This is a genomic window from Pandoraea oxalativorans (assembly GCF_000972785.3).
GTDB lineage: Bacteria > Pseudomonadota > Gammaproteobacteria > Burkholderiales > Burkholderiaceae > Pandoraea > Pandoraea oxalativorans.
Genome location: NZ_CP011253.3, coordinates 4,758,202 through 4,774,785 on the forward strand (window position 1 = coordinate 4,758,202; position 16,584 = coordinate 4,774,785).

At 65.2% G+C, this 16,584-nt stretch carries 14 protein-coding genes and 1 pseudogene; 6 read left to right on the forward strand and 9 right to left on the reverse strand.

Features of this window, described 5'->3' with window-relative positions:
* Positions 1-12: 12 nt before the first annotated feature.
* From waaA to MB84_RS20975, 4 genes are all read right to left on the reverse strand, one after another.
* Positions 13-1,320, reverse strand: coding sequence for a lipid IV(A) 3-deoxy-D-manno-octulosonic acid transferase (waaA, locus tag MB84_RS20960; protein ID WP_046293099.1), 1,308 nt, complete (start codon positions 1,318-1,320; stop codon positions 13-15).
* Positions 1,321-1,323: 3 nt separating this feature from the next.
* The gene (kdoO, locus tag MB84_RS20965) at positions 1,324-2,247 is read right to left on the reverse strand and encodes a Kdo hydroxylase KdoO (protein ID WP_046289751.1); all 924 of its coding nucleotides are present in this window, start codon (positions 2,245-2,247) and stop codon (positions 1,324-1,326) included.
* A gap of 5 nt (positions 2,248-2,252) precedes the next feature.
* Positions 2,253-3,236: a lipopolysaccharide heptosyltransferase I gene (gene waaC / locus MB84_RS20970; RefSeq protein ID WP_245725585.1), complete on the reverse strand. Its 984-nt coding sequence runs from the start codon at positions 3,234-3,236 to the stop codon at positions 2,253-2,255.
* A 278-nt stretch (positions 3,237-3,514) separates the two neighbouring features.
* Positions 3,515-4,912, reverse strand: coding sequence for a phosphomannomutase/phosphoglucomutase (locus MB84_RS20975; RefSeq protein WP_046289752.1), 1,398 nt, complete (start codon positions 4,910-4,912; stop codon positions 3,515-3,517).
* 336 nt (positions 4,913-5,248) lie between these two features.
* Between MB84_RS20975 and MB84_RS20980 the strand changes: the two genes are divergently transcribed.
* The 6 genes from MB84_RS20980 to MB84_RS21005 all read left to right on the forward strand — a co-directional run bounded on the left by MB84_RS20980 (position 5,249) and on the right by MB84_RS21005 (position 12,122).
* On the forward strand, positions 5,249-6,475 hold the full coding sequence (locus tag MB84_RS20980) for an oligosaccharide flippase family protein (protein ID WP_046289753.1): 1,227 nt from the start codon (positions 5,249-5,251) through the stop codon (positions 6,473-6,475).
* Positions 6,476-6,503: 28 nt separating this feature from the next.
* Positions 6,504-7,637 carry a glycosyltransferase family 4 protein gene (locus MB84_RS20985; protein ID WP_046289754.1) on the forward strand — a complete coding sequence of 378 codons (1,134 nt, stop codon included), beginning with the start codon at positions 6,504-6,506 and terminating at the stop codon, positions 7,635-7,637.
* Positions 7,634-8,776: a glycosyltransferase gene (locus MB84_RS20990; protein ID WP_046289755.1), complete on the forward strand. Its 1,143-nt coding sequence runs from the start codon at positions 7,634-7,636 to the stop codon at positions 8,774-8,776. The genes MB84_RS20985 and MB84_RS20990 overlap by 4 nt, the downstream gene beginning before the upstream one ends.
* A gap of 7 nt (positions 8,777-8,783) precedes the next feature.
* Positions 8,784-9,938: a glycosyltransferase family 4 protein gene (locus MB84_RS20995; protein WP_046289756.1), complete on the forward strand. Its 1,155-nt coding sequence runs from the start codon at positions 8,784-8,786 to the stop codon at positions 9,936-9,938.
* Positions 9,932-11,023, forward strand: coding sequence for an MraY family glycosyltransferase (locus MB84_RS21000; RefSeq protein WP_046289757.1), 1,092 nt, complete (start codon positions 9,932-9,934; stop codon positions 11,021-11,023). Before MB84_RS20995 ends, MB84_RS21000 begins: the two co-directional genes overlap by 7 nt.
* Positions 11,024-11,120: 97 nt before the next feature.
* Positions 11,121-12,122, forward strand: a complete 1,002-nt coding sequence (locus MB84_RS21005; protein ID WP_046289758.1) for a symmetrical bis(5'-nucleosyl)-tetraphosphatase — start codon at positions 11,121-11,123, stop codon at positions 12,120-12,122.
* An 88-nt stretch (positions 12,123-12,210) separates the two neighbouring features.
* Here MB84_RS21005 and MB84_RS21010 read toward each other — a convergent pair whose 3' ends face one another.
* The 5 genes and pseudogenes from MB84_RS21010 to MB84_RS21030 form a co-directional block, all read right to left on the reverse strand.
* A complete protein-coding gene (locus MB84_RS21010) occupies positions 12,211-13,041 on the reverse strand; it encodes a lysophospholipid acyltransferase family protein (RefSeq protein WP_046289759.1) in 831 nt (276 codons plus the stop codon).
* Between the two features lie 12 nt (positions 13,042-13,053).
* The gene (locus MB84_RS21015; RefSeq protein WP_046289760.1) at positions 13,054-14,322 is read right to left on the reverse strand and encodes a dihydroorotase; all 1,269 of its coding nucleotides are present in this window, start codon (positions 14,320-14,322) and stop codon (positions 13,054-13,056) included.
* A 7-nt stretch (positions 14,323-14,329) separates the two neighbouring features.
* Positions 14,330-15,292, reverse strand: a pseudogene (locus tag MB84_RS21020) (aspartate carbamoyltransferase catalytic subunit); the annotation flags it as partial.
* A gap of 98 nt (positions 15,293-15,390) precedes the next feature.
* Complete coding sequence (gene ruvX, locus MB84_RS21025) at positions 15,391-15,831, reverse strand: Holliday junction resolvase RuvX (protein ID WP_046289762.1); 441 nt, start codon at positions 15,829-15,831, stop codon at positions 15,391-15,393.
* Complete coding sequence (locus MB84_RS21030) at positions 15,828-16,397, reverse strand: YqgE/AlgH family protein (protein WP_039393068.1); 570 nt, start codon at positions 16,395-16,397, stop codon at positions 15,828-15,830. The genes ruvX and MB84_RS21030 overlap by 4 nt, the downstream gene beginning before the upstream one ends.
* Positions 16,398-16,584: the final 187 nt, after the last annotated feature.

Sequence of the window (16,584 nt, forward strand, 5' to 3'; positions counted from 1 at the left end):
CGGCTTATCGATTCACTCCTGCGGTGCAACGAATCCGGTATCGAGCCAGCGTCCCAGTGCGGTGACGGTACGGGCGGTCGCCCCCTGATGCTGCTTCGCGAACAGCAACGCCGCCGTGCGCATCGCCAGCCGCTTGTCGTCGTTGATCAGCAGGTCGGCGAGCGTCGACGCCAGCTCACCGGCATCGCTCACACGCCGCGCTGCGCCAGCTGCCAACGCGTTTTCGCTGGCCTGCGTGAAGTTGAACATGTGAGGCCCGAACACCACGGGCGTGCCCGCCGCACATGCTTCGATCAGATTCTGGCCGCCCAGCGGCAGCAGACTCCCGCCGATAAACGCGACGTCGACGGCCGAGAAGTAAGCGGCCATCTCGCCCATCGAATCGCCCAGCACGACGTCGACGTCGGCTGGCAGCGGCGTGTCGTCGTCCGGCCATGCACTGCGGCGCACGTAATTCAGGCGGACCTTTTCGAGCATCGCCGCCACTTCGTCGAAACGTTGCGGGTGACGCGGCACCAGCACCAGCAGCGAGCGACGTCCCACGTCGGAGGCGGACGCGAGCATCGCACGCGCCTGAAGCACCTGCGCTTCCTCGCCGTCGCGCGTACTCGCCGCCAGCCACACCTTACGGTCGCCGAAGCGCTCGCGCCAGCGTGCGCCCAGCGCCAGCAGCGCAGGCGGCGGCGTCATGTCGAACTTGAGGTTGCCCATCACATCGACGTCGCTGGCCCCCAGCATGCGCAGACGCTCGGCATCGGCGTCGCTTTGTGCCAGCACGCGACTGAATCCGCCGTAGACGGGTTTAGTCGCGTCGCCGAAGCGCGCCGCGCGACGGAACGAGCGCGCCGACATGCGGGCATTGGTCAGCACCAGCGGCACACCGTCTTCGCGGCAAGTGAAGATCAGGTTCGGCCAGACTTCCGTCTCCATCACCATGCCGACGCTCGGCCGCCAGTGCTTCAGGAAGCGCCGGATCGGACCGACCATGTCGTACGGCAGATAGCACCGCACCACGCGATCGCCGAACAGGCTTTCGCCCGTGGCGCGTCCCGTCGGCGTCATGTGCGTGAGCAAGACGCCGTGCGACGGATAGCGCGCCAGCAACGCGTCGATAAGCGGCTGCGCGGCACGCGTCTCCCCGACAGAGACCGCATGCACCCAGATCAGCGGACGGCCGGTGTACGGCGGCGTACTGTAGAAGCCGAAACGCTCACCGATGTGGCGGCGATAGCCCGGCTCGAACCGGCCGCGCCACCACAGACGAACCACCGCCAGCGGAGCGACGATCCACCAGAGCGCGCGATAGACGAGACGCAGCAACATTCAGATCAGCGCGCGATGCGTAAGACGTTGCAATACCGCCAGCGGCGAGCACTCGGGGTGCACCATCGCGTCGGCGGGCAGGAAGAAGGTCTGTTCCATCATGAACTGGCCGGACATCACCGCATGCGACGTCTGATCCGAGAAGCAGATCCAGACGCTGCCCGGCGGGAACGGCATGGTCTGCTGGTCAGCGTCGCGCTGATACCCCATGTCGGCCTTCATGCCATCGTGCAGATGCAACATGATGTGGTCGTAGGCGCTGCGCGGGCGCTTGGTAATGCCCACGGCGTTTTGCAGCCACGCCGAGCCCGGCCACTGTGTCGGCACCTTCGGCAGGAAGCGTTTCGCGACGTCCTCGAACGGCTCGCCCACGCGCCACACACGCGGCTGACCGGCCGGGTTGATATCGGTGAACACGCGCAGAATGCGCTCGCCGTAGTTGGGACGCGAGGGGAAAGCGTCGACGTGCAGACGGCTGTCGTCCTTGCGCCACGAGGTTTGTCGCGTCTCGACCTGATGCAGTCGCAGGCTCGTCGGTGCGGCGCGCAGCTTGCCGCGATACTCCGGCATCAGCCCGTCGATCAGGCTGCACGCCTGCGTGTAGTAGCGCTTGACCAGTGCGTGAACGGCACGCTGCGTGGCGTCGTCGGCGGCAACGCCCACGAGCACGCCAGTCTTCGGGTCGAGGCTGATGTTCTTGCGCTTGGGATCGGCGATTTTCGGATCGAGCAACGTTTGCTCGGCGGCGTCGAGGGCGAAGGCCAGATGCGGGAAGTACAGCACCTTGCCGGCTTCGACGTCGGCCACCAGCGTTTCGCGCGCAACCGGCAACTGAGCGCCCTGCCAGTCGCCCGAGGCGACGGTGACGATCTGGCTGCGCTCGCCCGATTCGCTGGCGTCGTTAGCTTGGGTGTTTTGATTCATGCGATTCAGTCCTCCTCAGACGCGGCAGTGCCACTCGGCACCCCGGCAGGCGACGACATCGGCGGCGAGGTCAGCGCCGGTGCCAGCGCCTGCACGGCGTCGCGCACCTGCACGAGCGTCGGCTTGTGTTCGGCGTCGCCGAGATTGACGATGCGCGGCGACCAGAACCCGCCGGTGCGCCACGCGGTGCTGAAATTGTATAGCTCGATGGTCGGACGATTCAGCGCTGCGGCGATATGTACCAGCCCAGTGTCAACGCCAACGGTGATCGCCCCGCGATCGATCAGGCCGACGACCTGCGACAGGTTCATCTTCGGCGGCACCCAGGCGTGCTCGCCCAGCGCAGCGGCCAGACGCAACGACACCTCACGCTCGGCAGCGCTGCCCCACGGCAACACGATGAGCAATCCCTGCGAAGCGAGATCGCGACCCAGTGCGACCCAGTCGTCTTCCGGCCAGGTCTTGTCGTCTCGCGAAGTCGCATGGACGAACACCGCGTACGGTCGCTCCGGGCACTGACTGTGATCGGCCCGCTCGGTGGCGATGCCGAAGTCGATCTCGCCCGGCAGCTTGAAGCCCATCGCCTCGGCCACCAGCAGGCGCGAACGCGTCACCACGTGCGTGTGCGGCTCGATGCGCACCATGTGCCGATACAGATAGCGCACCGGCCATTCGTAGCTGGCCCCTTCCGTGCGGTTGCCCAGTCCCCAGACCGCACCACGTGCGGTGCGTGCGATCCAGCCGGTCTTGACCAGACCCTGCGTGTCGATGACGTAGTCGTAAGGGGTTTCACGCAACGCGCGACGAAACGCACCGATCTCCTGCCAGGTGCGTGCCGCGAACGGCTTCTTGCGCCAACGGCGCAAGGCAAACGGAATGACCCGGCGCACACCGCGCACGAGTTTGACGAGGTCGACGAATCCCTCTTCCACGACCCAGTCGATCTGGGCGTCGGGATACTGGCGCAGGATGTCCTGCACCACGGGCATGTTATGGACGACGTCGCCGAGCGACGAGACTTTGACGATCAGAACCTGCAACCGAACGCCCCGGCGGTTCGGCCGGGCCTCGTGAGCAAAACCGCGATTTTACCCCGTCCCGGCCCGCCAATCATGATTGACGCCCTCGCCCGGCCATGAACTACGCGACAACCGCCTTACAAGGCCATTCCGGGCCATCGTCCAACGACGGCCCGGTGACCCTCAGGTCAGGCTTAGGTGACCATTCAGGCGGCCGTGAAGCGCAGGCTCATGGCGGCCCTGCGGCTTCAGAACGGCAGCTTGGCGTCGGGCTTGACGGCCAGAATCGCGCGGCGGAAATCGTCCTGAATACGCTGGATGGCGGCGTCGCTGTCGGCTTCGAAGCGCAGCACCACGACCGGCGTGGTGTTCGACGAACGCGCAAGACCGAACCCGTCCGGGTACTCGACGCGCACGCCGTCGATCTTGACGATGTCCTGCGCACCGTCGAACCTGGCGGTCTCGCGCAGCTTGTCGATCAGCGCGAAGTTCTCGCCCTCGGCCAGCGGAATTTGCAGCTCCGGCGTCGAGATCGAGTTGGGCAACGCGTTGAGCACAGCGCTCGGGTCGGCCGACTTCGAGAGGATTTCGAGCAGACGCGCACCGGTGTACAGACCGTCGTCGAAACCGTACCAGCGGTCCTTGAAGAACACGTGGCCGCTCATTTCGCCAGCGAGCGGTGCACCCGTTTCCTTCAGCTTGGCCTTGACCAGCGAGTGGCCCGTCTTCCACATCAACGGCTCGCCGCCGTGCTTGCGCACCCAGCTCGCGAGATTACGCGTGCACTTCACGTCGTAAATGATCTTCTCGCCCGGATTACGGCTCAGCACTTCGGCGGCGAAGAGCATCAGTTGACGGTCCGGATAGATGATCTGGCCGTCCTTGGTCACCACGCCGAGACGGTCACCATCGCCGTCGAACGCCAGACCGATTTCGGCATCGGTCGTTTGCAGCGTGTGGATCAGGTCCTGAAGGTTTTCGGGATGCGCCGGGTCCGGGTGGTGGTTCGGGAACGTGCCGTCGACGTCGCAGAACAGTTCGACGACATCGCAGCCGAGCGCCTGGAACAGCGCCGGGGCGTGCGCGCCCGCCACACCGTTGCCGCAGTCCACGGCGATCTTCATCGGACGCGCCAGATGCACGTCGTTGACGATACGCGCGCGATACGACTCGCCGATTTCGTCGGCAGTGTAGGTGCCCTGCCCCGTTTCGAAGTCCTGCGCCTCGATCAGCTTGGCGAGACCCTGAATCGCGTCGCCGTAGATCGCGCGACCGCGCAGCACCATCTTGAAACCGTTGTAGTCGGGCGGGTTGTGGCTGCCTGTGACCATGATGCCGGAGTCGACGACGCGGCCGTGCAGCGTCACGTTCGTGGCGAAGTACACCATCGGGGTGACGACGACGCCGATATCGACCACATCGACGCCAGCGGCGCGCAGGCCGTCGGACAGTGCGCCGACCAGTTCGGGGCCGGACAGGCGGCCGTCACGGCCGACGACGACCGCGTTGCCACCTTCGCGACGCAGCGCCGTGCCGAAAGCGCGTCCGATCAGGTGCGCGACATTGGCATCCAGCGTCTTGCCGACGATGCCGCGAATGTCGTAAGCCTTGAAAATCGCAGGCGAAACTTGCGTGGTTTGCGTCATGGGAAAGAGTCTCTCGGAAACGAGGGGGAGAAAGCTGAGCAGTCGGCGAAAATCGCCGTCAAGCGCCCAAAAAGAGCTATCGGAGCCGCTAGCATCACAAACGCAAATCCCGGCGGGAAGCCCGGCCGGGAGCGGCTGCATTACGCTAAAATTATACGGGACTTCGCCGCACTGCGGCATTTCCCAAAACCCTTGTCAGCCAGCGCCTACTTTCGCCTTACCGACCGTAGCCCCGCCGGCAGGCGAGCGCCGACAGTCCCAGTTTCGGTTCACCGCACCGGCCTCACAAGGCCGGTTTTGCTTATCTCGATAACGAGTGAGACGCGCGAGCGCCCCATGCCCTACCGAACCTATCGGACCATCTTTCGCAACATCCTCTGGATGCTCACCGAGCGCGGTGCACAGATCGCCGGCGGCATTGCCGTCTCGGGCCTGCTCGCGCGCAGTCTCGGCGCGGCCCAGTTCGGCCTGTTTCAGTACGCGCAATCGCTCGTGTTTCTCGCCGCGTCGCTGACGCTGCTGTGCGGCAGCGAGGTCGTGGTGCCCCGACTGGTCGGCAAGCCGGAAGACGAACAGCGCACGGTCATTGCGCATGCCTTCGTGCTGCGGCTGGCGGCGGCCGCCGTCGCCTATACGATCCTCACGATCTATGTCGTCGGCTTTGCGGAATCGGATCTGGTCGTCGTGGCGCTCTGGCTCGGGGTGGCGTTGTGGTTCCGCGAGCCGTCGGGCATCGTGATCGCCTGGCTGCAAGCCCGCACCTTCAACCGGCCCAGTGTGACGGCCAACCTCTGCGCGTTGTTCGTGAAGCTTGCGCTGGTCGCGGTGCTGTTCGTCACCCATGCGAACGTGGCGGCTTTCGCTGTCGTCTACGCCGTCGAGGCGGTCGTGGCCGCCGCACTGCTCGTGCGCTACTACCTGCGGCATTCGCCGAAGACAGCAGTCGTCTGGCGCCGCCGCCTGCTGCTCGATCTGCTCGCAAGCGGATCGACGTTCTGGGGCGGGCTGATGCTGATGATCCTGTTCAAGCGCATCGACCAGCTCGTACTCAAGCCGATCATTCCGCTCTCGGAACTGGGCGCTTACGCAGCCGCCATGCAGGTCACGGAGAACTTTGTGCTCGTCGCACCGATCATTGCAAACTCCCTCGCACCGCAATTGATTTTTCAGACGATGGACAACCTGACGGCGCGACGCAACACGGTCCGCGCCGTCTGGCTCATGGTCGCCGCGGGTGCCAGTCTGGCGATACCGATCGCCGTGCTCGCGCCGTGGATCGTGCATCTGATATACGGCGCAGGGTTCGCGGAATCGGCGCAGATCCTGCGCGTCTCGGCGCTCATGGGGATTCTCGTGTTCGCCGACGCCGCCCTGAACCTCACGCTCGTGCGTCGCGGCGCTGGCCGCTGGGTGATCGCGAAATGGCTGTGCGCGGGCGTCGTGGCATTCGTCGTCGTGCGGAGTCTGGCACCGCAGCTCGGTGCACTGGCCGGGGCGCTGGGTTATGGCGCGGGCTACGCTGCCGCGCTGATGCTCGGCGTGTGGCTGCTTCGGCGGGATTGAGACGATGACGACTTCCGGCTCCAATGTCATGAATCCTTTGCTCTGCGCACGCACGATCTGCCTGTTCACGGGCACGCTCGCCGCCTTCGCCGGCGCCGAACGCGCCACAGCGACGCTGGCCAACGCCCTTGCCGCGCGCGGCCATCGCGTCCACGTGCTGTCGCTGTGGGGTCACACCCCCGTCTTCCCGCTCGCCCCCGGTGTCGCGCATCACGCGCTATTCGCTGCACGCCGGGCGTTCAAACGTCACTATGTGTCCATCGTTCGGCAGGTGCGGCGCTATGTTCGCGAGCATGGCATCGAGGTGATGATCGACGTCGACCCGATGCTCGCGCTCTTCACCGTGCCCGCAACGCTGGGCCTGCCGCTACGGCGCATCGCGTGGGAGCACAGCACGTATGCGAGCGACCTCGGCCGTCGCGCACGTCGATGGGCCCGTGCGCTGGCCGCGCGTCGCTACGACGCGGTCGTCGTGCTCACGGATGCGGACCGCAGCGCCTGGCAGACGCATCATCCCGACGCGCATGCGCAATTCGTCACGGTGGCCAATCCGCTCGGCATCACGATGCCCGGCACGCCGCCTGCACACGGCGACGAGCGGTGCATTCTTGCCGTGGGCCGTCTCATCGCCGATAAGGGCTTCGATCGACTGATCGATGCGTGGACGAGCATCGCCGCCGACGCGCCGGGCTGGCAGGTGCATATCGTCGGCGATGGCGAATTGCGTGAGGCGCTGCTCGCGAAGGCGCGCGACGCCGGCGTTGGCGACACCGTCCGGCTGCTGCCCGCCGTGTCCGACATCGCGCAACACTACGCACGCGCGTCGATCTACTGCCTGCCGTCGCGACGCGAGAGTTTCGGACTGGTGCTGCTCGAAGCCAAGGCGTATGCGCTACCGGTCGTCGCCTTCGCGGCCGACGCCGGACCGCGCGCCCTGCTGCACGACGGCGTCGACAGCCTCGTCGTGGACGACGGCGATATTCCGGCATTGGCCGATGCACTGCGTCGACTGATCGGCGACGCCGCGCTGCGCCGTCAATTCGGGTTGGCCGGCTACGCGCACGCGCAGGACTTCCGTGCGGATGCCATTGCCGAGCGCTGGGAAGCGCTATGGACGGACGATGTGCCGAACAATCTCCCCGCCACGGAGGCCACGCGATGAAGATCGTTTTGTTCGTCACGGGGCTGCAACTCGGCGGCGCGGAAACGCAGGTCGCCGATCTCGCGCGGGGGTTTCTCGCACGCGGCCACGACGTCACGCTCGTCTCGCTGACGGGCCCATGCGCCATTGCGCTACTGACGTCGCCGCAGTTCACGCTCGTCGAACTGAAAGCGGGCAAATCGCCGGGGTCGCTGATCGGGGCGCTGGCCCGGTTTGCGGCGTATCTGAGGACTTGGCGACCGGATGTCGTGCACGCCCACATGGTCCACGCCAACCTGATGGCACGTGTCGCACGATGGTTTGCGCCCGTGCCGGTGCTGGTGACGAGCGCCCACAGCCGCAACGAAGGCGGCCGCGCGCGCATGCTCGCGTATCAATTCACCGATCGATGGACGGATCTGACGACCAATGTGAGCGACGACGCTGTCGCCGCATTCGTCGCGCAACGGGCCGCGCCCGCCACGCGCATCGTCACCATGCCCAATGGTATCGACACCGGGCGCTACCATCCGGACGCGCAGGCACGCGCGGCCTGGCGCGATGCGTCCGACGTATTGCCGGACGCTGACGCCCTGGTCGTTTTCGCCGCCGGACGGATGGTCGAAGCGAAGGACTATCCAACGCTGATCGACGCCTTCGCGCACGTCGCAAACGCCCTGCCGCGAGCGCGACTGTTCGTCGCGGGCGAAGGCCCGTTGCGTGCGTCTGTGCAGGCGCACGTGGACGCCCTCGGCCTCGCGCACGCCGTGACGTTGCTCGGCCGTCGCAACGACATCGCACAGTGGATGCAAGCGGCCGACGTGTATGCCATGTCGTCCGCGTGGGAGGGGCTGCCGCTGGTGGTCGGCGAAGCGATGGCGAGCGGCCTGCCCATCGTGTCGACGGACTGCGGCGGGGTTCGCGAACTGCTGGGCGATGCCCAACACGATGGCGCACACAACATGCTGGTGCCCGTCGGCGATGCGCAGGCCCTCGGCGACGCCCTGCTTCGCCAACTGCGCGTCAGTCCCGAAACACGTCAGGCTATCGGCACGGCCAACCGCGAGCGCATCGTCACGCACTTCTCGCTCGACGCCATCGTGACGCGATGGCTCGACATTTACTCGCACCTGCGCGCCATGCCACGCGCGGGCAACTGATTTCGTCATGGCAACATCAATAGCATCTCCAGTCCTGCTCTGCTCCAACACCTTCTGGTCGATCTACAACTTCCGGCGTGGCCCCATCGCCGCTTTGCTAGCCGCGGGCCACCCGGTGCACGTCGCCGCGCCCAACGACGAATTCGCCGCTCGGCTCGCCGAAATGGGTTGCATCGTCCACTGCGTGCCGATGGCGGCCAAAGGTCAGAACCCGGTGCAAGACCTCGGGTTGATGTGGCGGCTCTATCGGCTGTACCGGGAGGTGCGGCCCGCCGTCGTCTTTCACTACACCATCAAGCCGAATATCTACGGTTCCATCGCCGCGCACTTCGCACGCATCCCTGCCGTGTCGATGACGACCGGCCTGGGCTATGTCTTCATTCGTGAATCGCTGACGACGCGACTGGCGCGGCAGCTCTACCGTGTGGCGTTCCGTCACACGGTAGAGAACTGGTTTCTCAACGTCGAAGACCATCGTGCCTTTGTAGATGGAGGACTCGTGGCCCTCGCCAAGACACGTCTGCTCCCGGGCGAAGGTGTCGACCTCACCCATTTCGCCCAAGCCCCGTGGCCCGCGTCGGACACCGCGAAGGACACGGCGCCGTCGCCGATGCGGTTCCTGCTCATCGCGCGACTGCTGCGCGACAAAGGCGTACTGGAGTACGTGGAAGCCGCGCGAACATTGCGTGCGCAAATGCCACATATCGCGTTTCAGATGTTGGGCGCCGCAGACGTCGAGAACCCCACGGCCATCACTCGCAGCGAAGTCGAGGCCTGGCAACGCGAAGGCGTCGTCGAGTACCTCGGCACGACCAGCGACGTGAGACCCTTCATCGCGAACGCCCACTGCGTGGTGCTGCCGTCGTACCGCGAAGGCCTCTCGCGCACGTTGCTCGAAGCTAGTGCGATGGGCCGGCCGCTCATCGCTAGCGACGTGCCGGGCTGCCGCGATGTGATCGATAACGGCGTCACCGGGCATCTCGTGCCTGCGCGCGACGCCGCCGCATTGACCGCCTGTCTGCGCACGGTGGCCGGGACATCCTCGGCCGCGCTCGCGCAAATGGGTGACGCCGGGCGTGCTAAAGTAGCGCGCGAATTCGACGAACATATCGTCATTGCAGAGTATTTTCGGATTCTCGGATCCCTTCCCGTATCATGCTGAGTCTTGCCATCGCCCTCGTCGTGTCGTTCGTCGCGACGCTGCTGATCGTTCGCTACGCGCACGTTCACTCCCGCTTCTCCGGCGATAGCGATGTCGCCGGCGTGCAGAAGTTTCACGTGCGTCCGGTGCCACGCATCGGCGGTGTCGGCATTCTCGCCGGCCTGCTCGTCGCGGCCACGGCGCTCGGCTTTTCCTACCCCAAAGTGTCGCGCGACATTCTGCTGCTCGTCGCCTGCGGCCTGCCTGCGTTCCTGTCCGGCTTCATCGAAGATCTGACCAAGAAGGTATCGCCGACGGTACGCCTCGTCTGCACGATGTTCGCGGCGCTGCTCGCGTGGCTCGTGCTCGACATTCACATCACCCGCGTCGACATCGGCGTGGTCGACCGCGCCCTGATCGTGGCCGCCGTGTCGGTGCCGCTCACCGTGCTGTGCGTGGCAGGCATGGCCAATGCCGTGAACATCATCGACGGCTTCAACGGACTCGCCGCCATGGTCGCAATGATCATGTTCGCGTCGCTCGGCTATGTCGGGTTTCAGGTGCAGGACCCCATCGTGCTTACCACGTCGATGATCATGGTGGGCGCCATCCTGGGTTTCTTCATCTTCAACTTCCCCGGCGGACTGATTTTTCTGGGGGATGGCGGGGCCTATTTCCTTGGCTTCATGCTGGCCGAGATTGCCGTGCTGCTGGTCATGCGCAACCCGCAGGTCTCGCCGTGGTATCCCGCGCTGATGGTGATCTACCCGGCCTTCGAAGTTTGCTTCTCGATCTATCGCAAGCGCTTCGTGCGCGGCATGTCGCCCGGCATCCCCGACGGCGTCCATCTGCACATGCTGGTCTACAAACGACTGATGCGCTGGGCGGCCGGGGCACGCACGGCGAGTGCGCTCACACAGCGCAATTCCTTGACCTCTCCGTACCTTTGGCTGCTATGCTTGCTGGCAGTGATCCCGGCGACGGTCTTCTGGCGGCATAGCGTGGTGCTCGCACTGTGCTGCGTCGCCTTCATGGTGACGTATGTGTGGCTGTACCTGAGCATCGTCCGCTTCAAAGTGCCGCGCTGGCTGATCTACAAGAAATGAATGACCACGGGGGGCGACGCACCTGACAAGGTGCGCGGCCGCGGCACACGGAAGCCCCCTGATCGGGACAACAAGACAAGACAGCGCCACCATTGCGATGCGTGACATCTATGCCATCGGCGACCTCCAAGGTTGCCAAACGTCGTTTGAACAACTACTCGAGCGCCTCCCGCAGGACGCGGATCTCTGGCTGGCCGGCGATCTGATCAATCGCGGCCCGCGCTCGCTCGATACCCTGCGTCAGGTCATTGCATTGGGCGATCGTGTCACCGCCATACTCGGCAATCACGATCTGCATTTGCTGGCCGTGGCCGCAGGCGTGCGTCAGGCGCATGGCAGCGACACCCTCGACGACATTCTCAACGCGCCCGACCGTGACGCGCTCATCGACTGGGTGCGCCGTCAGCCGCTGGCCCATCTCGCCCACGGGCATCTGATGGTGCACGCCGGTGTGCTGCCGCAGTGGGACGCCGAGCAGGTCGTCTCGCTCGCGCGCGATGTCGAGACGCAACTGCGCAGCGACGACTGGAAGACATTCCTCTCGCGCATGTTCGGCAATCAGCCCGACCAGTGGCAGCCGGACCTGAGCGACGAAGACCGCCGACGACTCACGATCAACGCGCTCACGCGGATGCGCTTTTGCTCAGCCGACGGACGGATCGACTTCAAGATCAAGGAAGGTGCCGACGCCTCGACCGAAACGCTCAAGCCGTGGTTCGACGCCCCGGGCCGTCGCACGGCAGACGTCACGATGGTCTTCGGGCATTGGTCGGCGCTCGGGCTGGTGATGCGCGACAACATCCTCGGTCTGGACACAGGCTGCGTCTGGGGCGGCAAGCTCACGGCGGTGAAACTCGCCGACGCGCCCGCCGGGCGCGAGCTGATTCAGATCGACTGCCCGCAGATTCGCGACCCGCTTGCCTTCGCAGACAAGAAGCGCAGCAAGATGAAGACGGCCGACAAGGCAGAGGACGCACTGAAGGCGGCGAAAGCCGAGAAGCTCGATAAGTTCGATAAGTTCAGTAAGGTCGAAAAGGCCGCGCGCAAACTGGAGAAGGCCGACAAGACAGACAAAGGGACCAAACGCAAAGGCGAGTGATCGACGCAGCGAACGTCCGACACGTCCCCCTCAGCATCAAACGAAAACGGCGCCCCGCAGGCGCCGTTTTTCATTCCGTTCGGCCAAATCAGGCCTGAACCGCCTGCACGGCATCGCTCTCGTCGTCACCCAGTCCCGACGCACGCGAACCGACCGAGCCGCTTTCCGGCAACACGGCTTCGGGCAGGAAGCCCTGCAATGCAGCGCCCACGGCCTGCTGCGCGCCCAACGTGAACTCGCGGCGATGCTCGCCATCTTGCGGATATTGCGGTGCGCCGATCGACAGTCGCACCGTCATCGGCGGCGCACGCAAAATCATGTCGATGGATTCGATCAGGCTCGTCTCGCCGATATAGGCCGGAGCCATCGTGTGGCGTCCGCTTGCCGCGTCCGTGTAGAACAGACACAGCGGCTGGACCGGCTTACCCGTCGTGACCGGTGCTTGCAACAAATTCGCATGGAACGGCAGCAGGCTGCGGCCGTCCGTCGTCGTGCCTTCAGGGAAGACGGTGATGACGTCGCCGTCGCGCAGACAATCGGCCAGGTAATGCATGATTCGGCGCGCATCGGCACGGCGCTCGCGTTGCAGGAAGATCGTACGCGTCTGCACGCACAACCAGCCGACGAGCGGCCAGTGACGAATCTCCGCCTTGGCGACGAAACGCACCGGTTGCCACGCATTGAGGGCAAAGATGTCGATCCACGACACGTGATTGCACAACAGCATCACGCCCCCTTCCGGCACCGGCGCGTGCTGCTCCACTTCCAGACGCATGCCGCACAATTTCAGCAGCTTCTGCGACCATGCACGGATGCGACGATCCTTCTGCGCCTGCGACAGAAACGGAAACAGCGTCGCCGCAGTCAACATGCCGCGCGCGAGATGCAGGCCAAGACGAAGTTTTTTGATCAACAGCACGGCAATCGCATCCTAGACGCAAGGGGCTTCGTACGCCACGTGGCCACCGACCAGCGTGAGCCGTACCTGGCCCGGGAGTTCGTATCCCAGAAACGGGGTGTTATGACCGGCGCTGCGCAACTGCGGCGCGGACACGGTCCAGTACGTCGACGGCGCAAACACGCAAACGTCCGCCGCGTGGCCCGGCGACAAACGGCCAGCCCCCGGCGCCACCGCCGCCAATCGCTGGCCGGGACCGTGCGTCACCCGGGCGAGCGCGTCGACGAGCGGCACGCGCGACTCGTCGGCCCACTTCAACACCAGCGACAGGAGCAGTTCGAGGCCCGTTGCCCCTGGCTCGGCTTCAGCGAACGGGACGAGTCGGGCGTCGGGCGCAAGCGGCGTATGGTCCGAGCAAACAGCGTCAATCGTACCGTCTCGGGTAGCTTCGCGCACGGCTTCGCGATCACGTTGCGAACGCAGCGGCGGATCGAGCCGGTATTGCGCGTCAAAGTACCCGATGTCCATGTCCGTGAGATGGAGATGGTGCGCGGCGACGTCGCACGTCACCGGCAATCCTTCGGCTTTCGCCGCGCGCACAAGCGCCAGGCCAGCCGCCGACGACAGGCGGCACAGGTGCACGCGCGTACCGGTCACGCGGACGAGTTCGAGAATGGTATGCAGCGCGATGGTCTCGGCCGCGACCGGAATGCCGACCAACCCGAGACGCGACGCCACCGCACCGCTCGCGGCCACGCCACCCGCCGCGAGTGCCGCATCCTGCGGCCGCAGCCAGACCGTCAGCCCGAACGTACCGGCGTATTGCAGCGCGCGCAGCAGCGTGCGGTTATCGGCCATTGCGGCGTTCGCTTGCGATAGCCCGATGCATCCGGCTTGCGTCAGTTGCGCCATTTCGGTGAGTTCGCGGCCCGCGAGGCCGACCGTCAGCGCGCCCAGCGGATGAACCTGCGCGAGATGCGTTGCGCGGGCGCGCAATTGCAGCATCTCCACGAGATCCGGCTCGTCGAGTACGGGATCGGTGTCGGGCGGGCACACCACGCGCGTCACGCCACCGGCAAGCGCCGCCGTCGCTTCGCTCGACGCCGTCATCCGCCGCGCGGACAGATCGACGAGGCCCGGCACGACGACCAGCCCTTTCGCGTCGACGGTGCGCTCGGCCGTGAAGTCGGCCGGCGATGCATCGAGCGTCAGCAGTTCGCCGTCGGCGATAAAGACGTCCTGCACGCGGTCGAGACGCGTTGCAGGATCGATCACGCGGCCACCCTTCAGATGCAGTTTCATGGCGCGCTTACCCGTTATTTCCGTTGTTCTGGGCGACGATACTCATCACCGCCATCCGCACGGCGATGCCGAACGAGACTTGTTCGAGGATGACCGACTGCGGGCCGTCTGCCACTGCGGAGTCGATCTCCACGCCTCGGTTCATCGGTCCGGGATGCATCACGATCGCATCGGGCTTCGCGAGCGCCAGACGCGCCGGCGTCAGTCCGTAATACTTGAAGTACTCGGACGCCGACGGCAACAACGCGCCGTTCATGCGTTCGTTCTGCAACCGCAACATGATGATGACGTCGACGTCTCGCAACCCTTCGTCCATGTCGTGAAACACGCGCACCCCGAGTTGCTCAAGGCCCGTCGGCAGCAGCGTGCGCGGGCCGATGGCGCGCACTTCGGGCACGCCGAGCGTCGTCAGTGCGTGAATGTCGGAGCGGGCGACGCGCGAGTGCAGAATGTCCCCCACGATCGCCACCGTCAGATTCTGGAATTCGCCCTTGTGATGGCGAATCGTGTACATATCGAGCAAGCCCTGCGTCGGGTGCGCGTGGCGTCCGTCACCTGCGTTGATCACGTGGACGTGCGGCGCGCAATGTTCGGCAATCAGATACGGCGCACCCGATTGCGCGTGACGCACGACGAACAGGTCCGCATGCATCGCCGACAGGTTGCCGATGGTGTCGAGCAGCGTCTCGCCCTTGCTCGTCGACGACGCATTGATATTCAGATTCAGCACATCTGCGGACAGGCGCGCTGCCGCGATTTCAAACGTCGTGCGCGTACGCGTCGAGTTCTCGAAGAACAGATTGAAGACGGATTTGCCGCTCAGCAGCGGCACCTTCTTGACGTCGGCATCGTTCACGCTCACGAACTGCGTCGCCGTGTCGAGAATGTGCATGAGCACAGCACGCGGCAACCCCTCGACCGTCAGCAGATGCTTCAGTTCGCCATTGCGGGTGAGTTGGGGATGGCCGCGACGACCGAGCATGCCGTTAGCCATGGGCGCGTTCCGTGACCGTGCCGTGAATGACCGACGCAGCCGCGGTGGTCTGCGTCGCGTGAGGCGTGGGGATGTCAGGCAGGCACATGCTCGTCGAAGTACTGCTGGAGGATGATGCGGGCGGCTTCGGCGTCGAGCGACGTCTTTTGCGAGACCTTGATGCCCGCTTGGGCCAGCGCCGCCGCAGCGGCCACGGACGAATAGCGCTCGTCGACCCAGACGACAGGCACGTCGAACCGCCCGTTGAGTTGATTGCCGAAGCGCTTGGCCTGCTGGGTCATCTCGTGCGGCGTGCCGTCCGGATGGCACGGCAGGCCTACGACGATCAGCTCGGGTTGCCACTCGGCGATGAGTTTGCCCATTTCGGCGAAGCGAACGTCGCGATTCAGATTGGCGACGACCGTGAGGGCGCGCGCCTCGCGCAGCATCAGATTACCGATCGCAACGCCGATACGGCGCTCGCCGTAATCGAAACCCAGCACCGTCGAACTGCCCGCCGTCTTGCCAGCGGTCATGCGTGACCCGCGTCGGCGGAAAGCATCGACGACGTGACGCCAAGCAGCGCCAGCGCAGCGTCGAAACGCTCGGCCGGCGGCACATCGAACACGATGCCCGGATCGGCCGCCACCGTCAGCCAGCCGTTACGGCTGATTTCGTCTTCCAGTTGCCCGGCACTCCAGCCCGAATGGCCCAGCGTGAGCAGAAAGCGGTTCGGTCCCTGGCCGTTGGCGACGGCTTCGAGCACGTCCTTGGAGGTGGTCATCTCCAGACCGCCCGGCACCGACAGCGACGAACTGTACGGCGTGCCCGTGGCGTCGTGCAGCACAAAGCCGCGCTCGGTCTGCACCGGGCCGCCGAAGAAGACCGGTTGATGCGCAAGGGGATCGATTTCCAGCTTGAGATCGAGCCGTTCGAAAAGCGACGCGAGATCGATGTCGGTCGGACGGTTGATCACCAGCCCGATCGCGCCCTTTTCACTGTGCTCGCACAGATAGACGACGGTTCCGGAAAACGTGGGATCGGCCATGCCCGGCATGGCGATGAGGAACTGATTCGTAAGGTTGATACGGTCGTTCGGCATAGGGCCAAAATTTATCGGAACCTGTTTGACGGACTGCCGCCCGGTACGGCGATTTCGCGATTTCGCGAATTTGCGGTTTCGCGCCCCGCAGCGCCGACGCTGACACCCCTAAGGGGCCCCGCGTCACTTGCCGCGGCCGGTCAGCGGACGAACTATTTCCGCATCGTGATACGGCCATCGGCCGCCA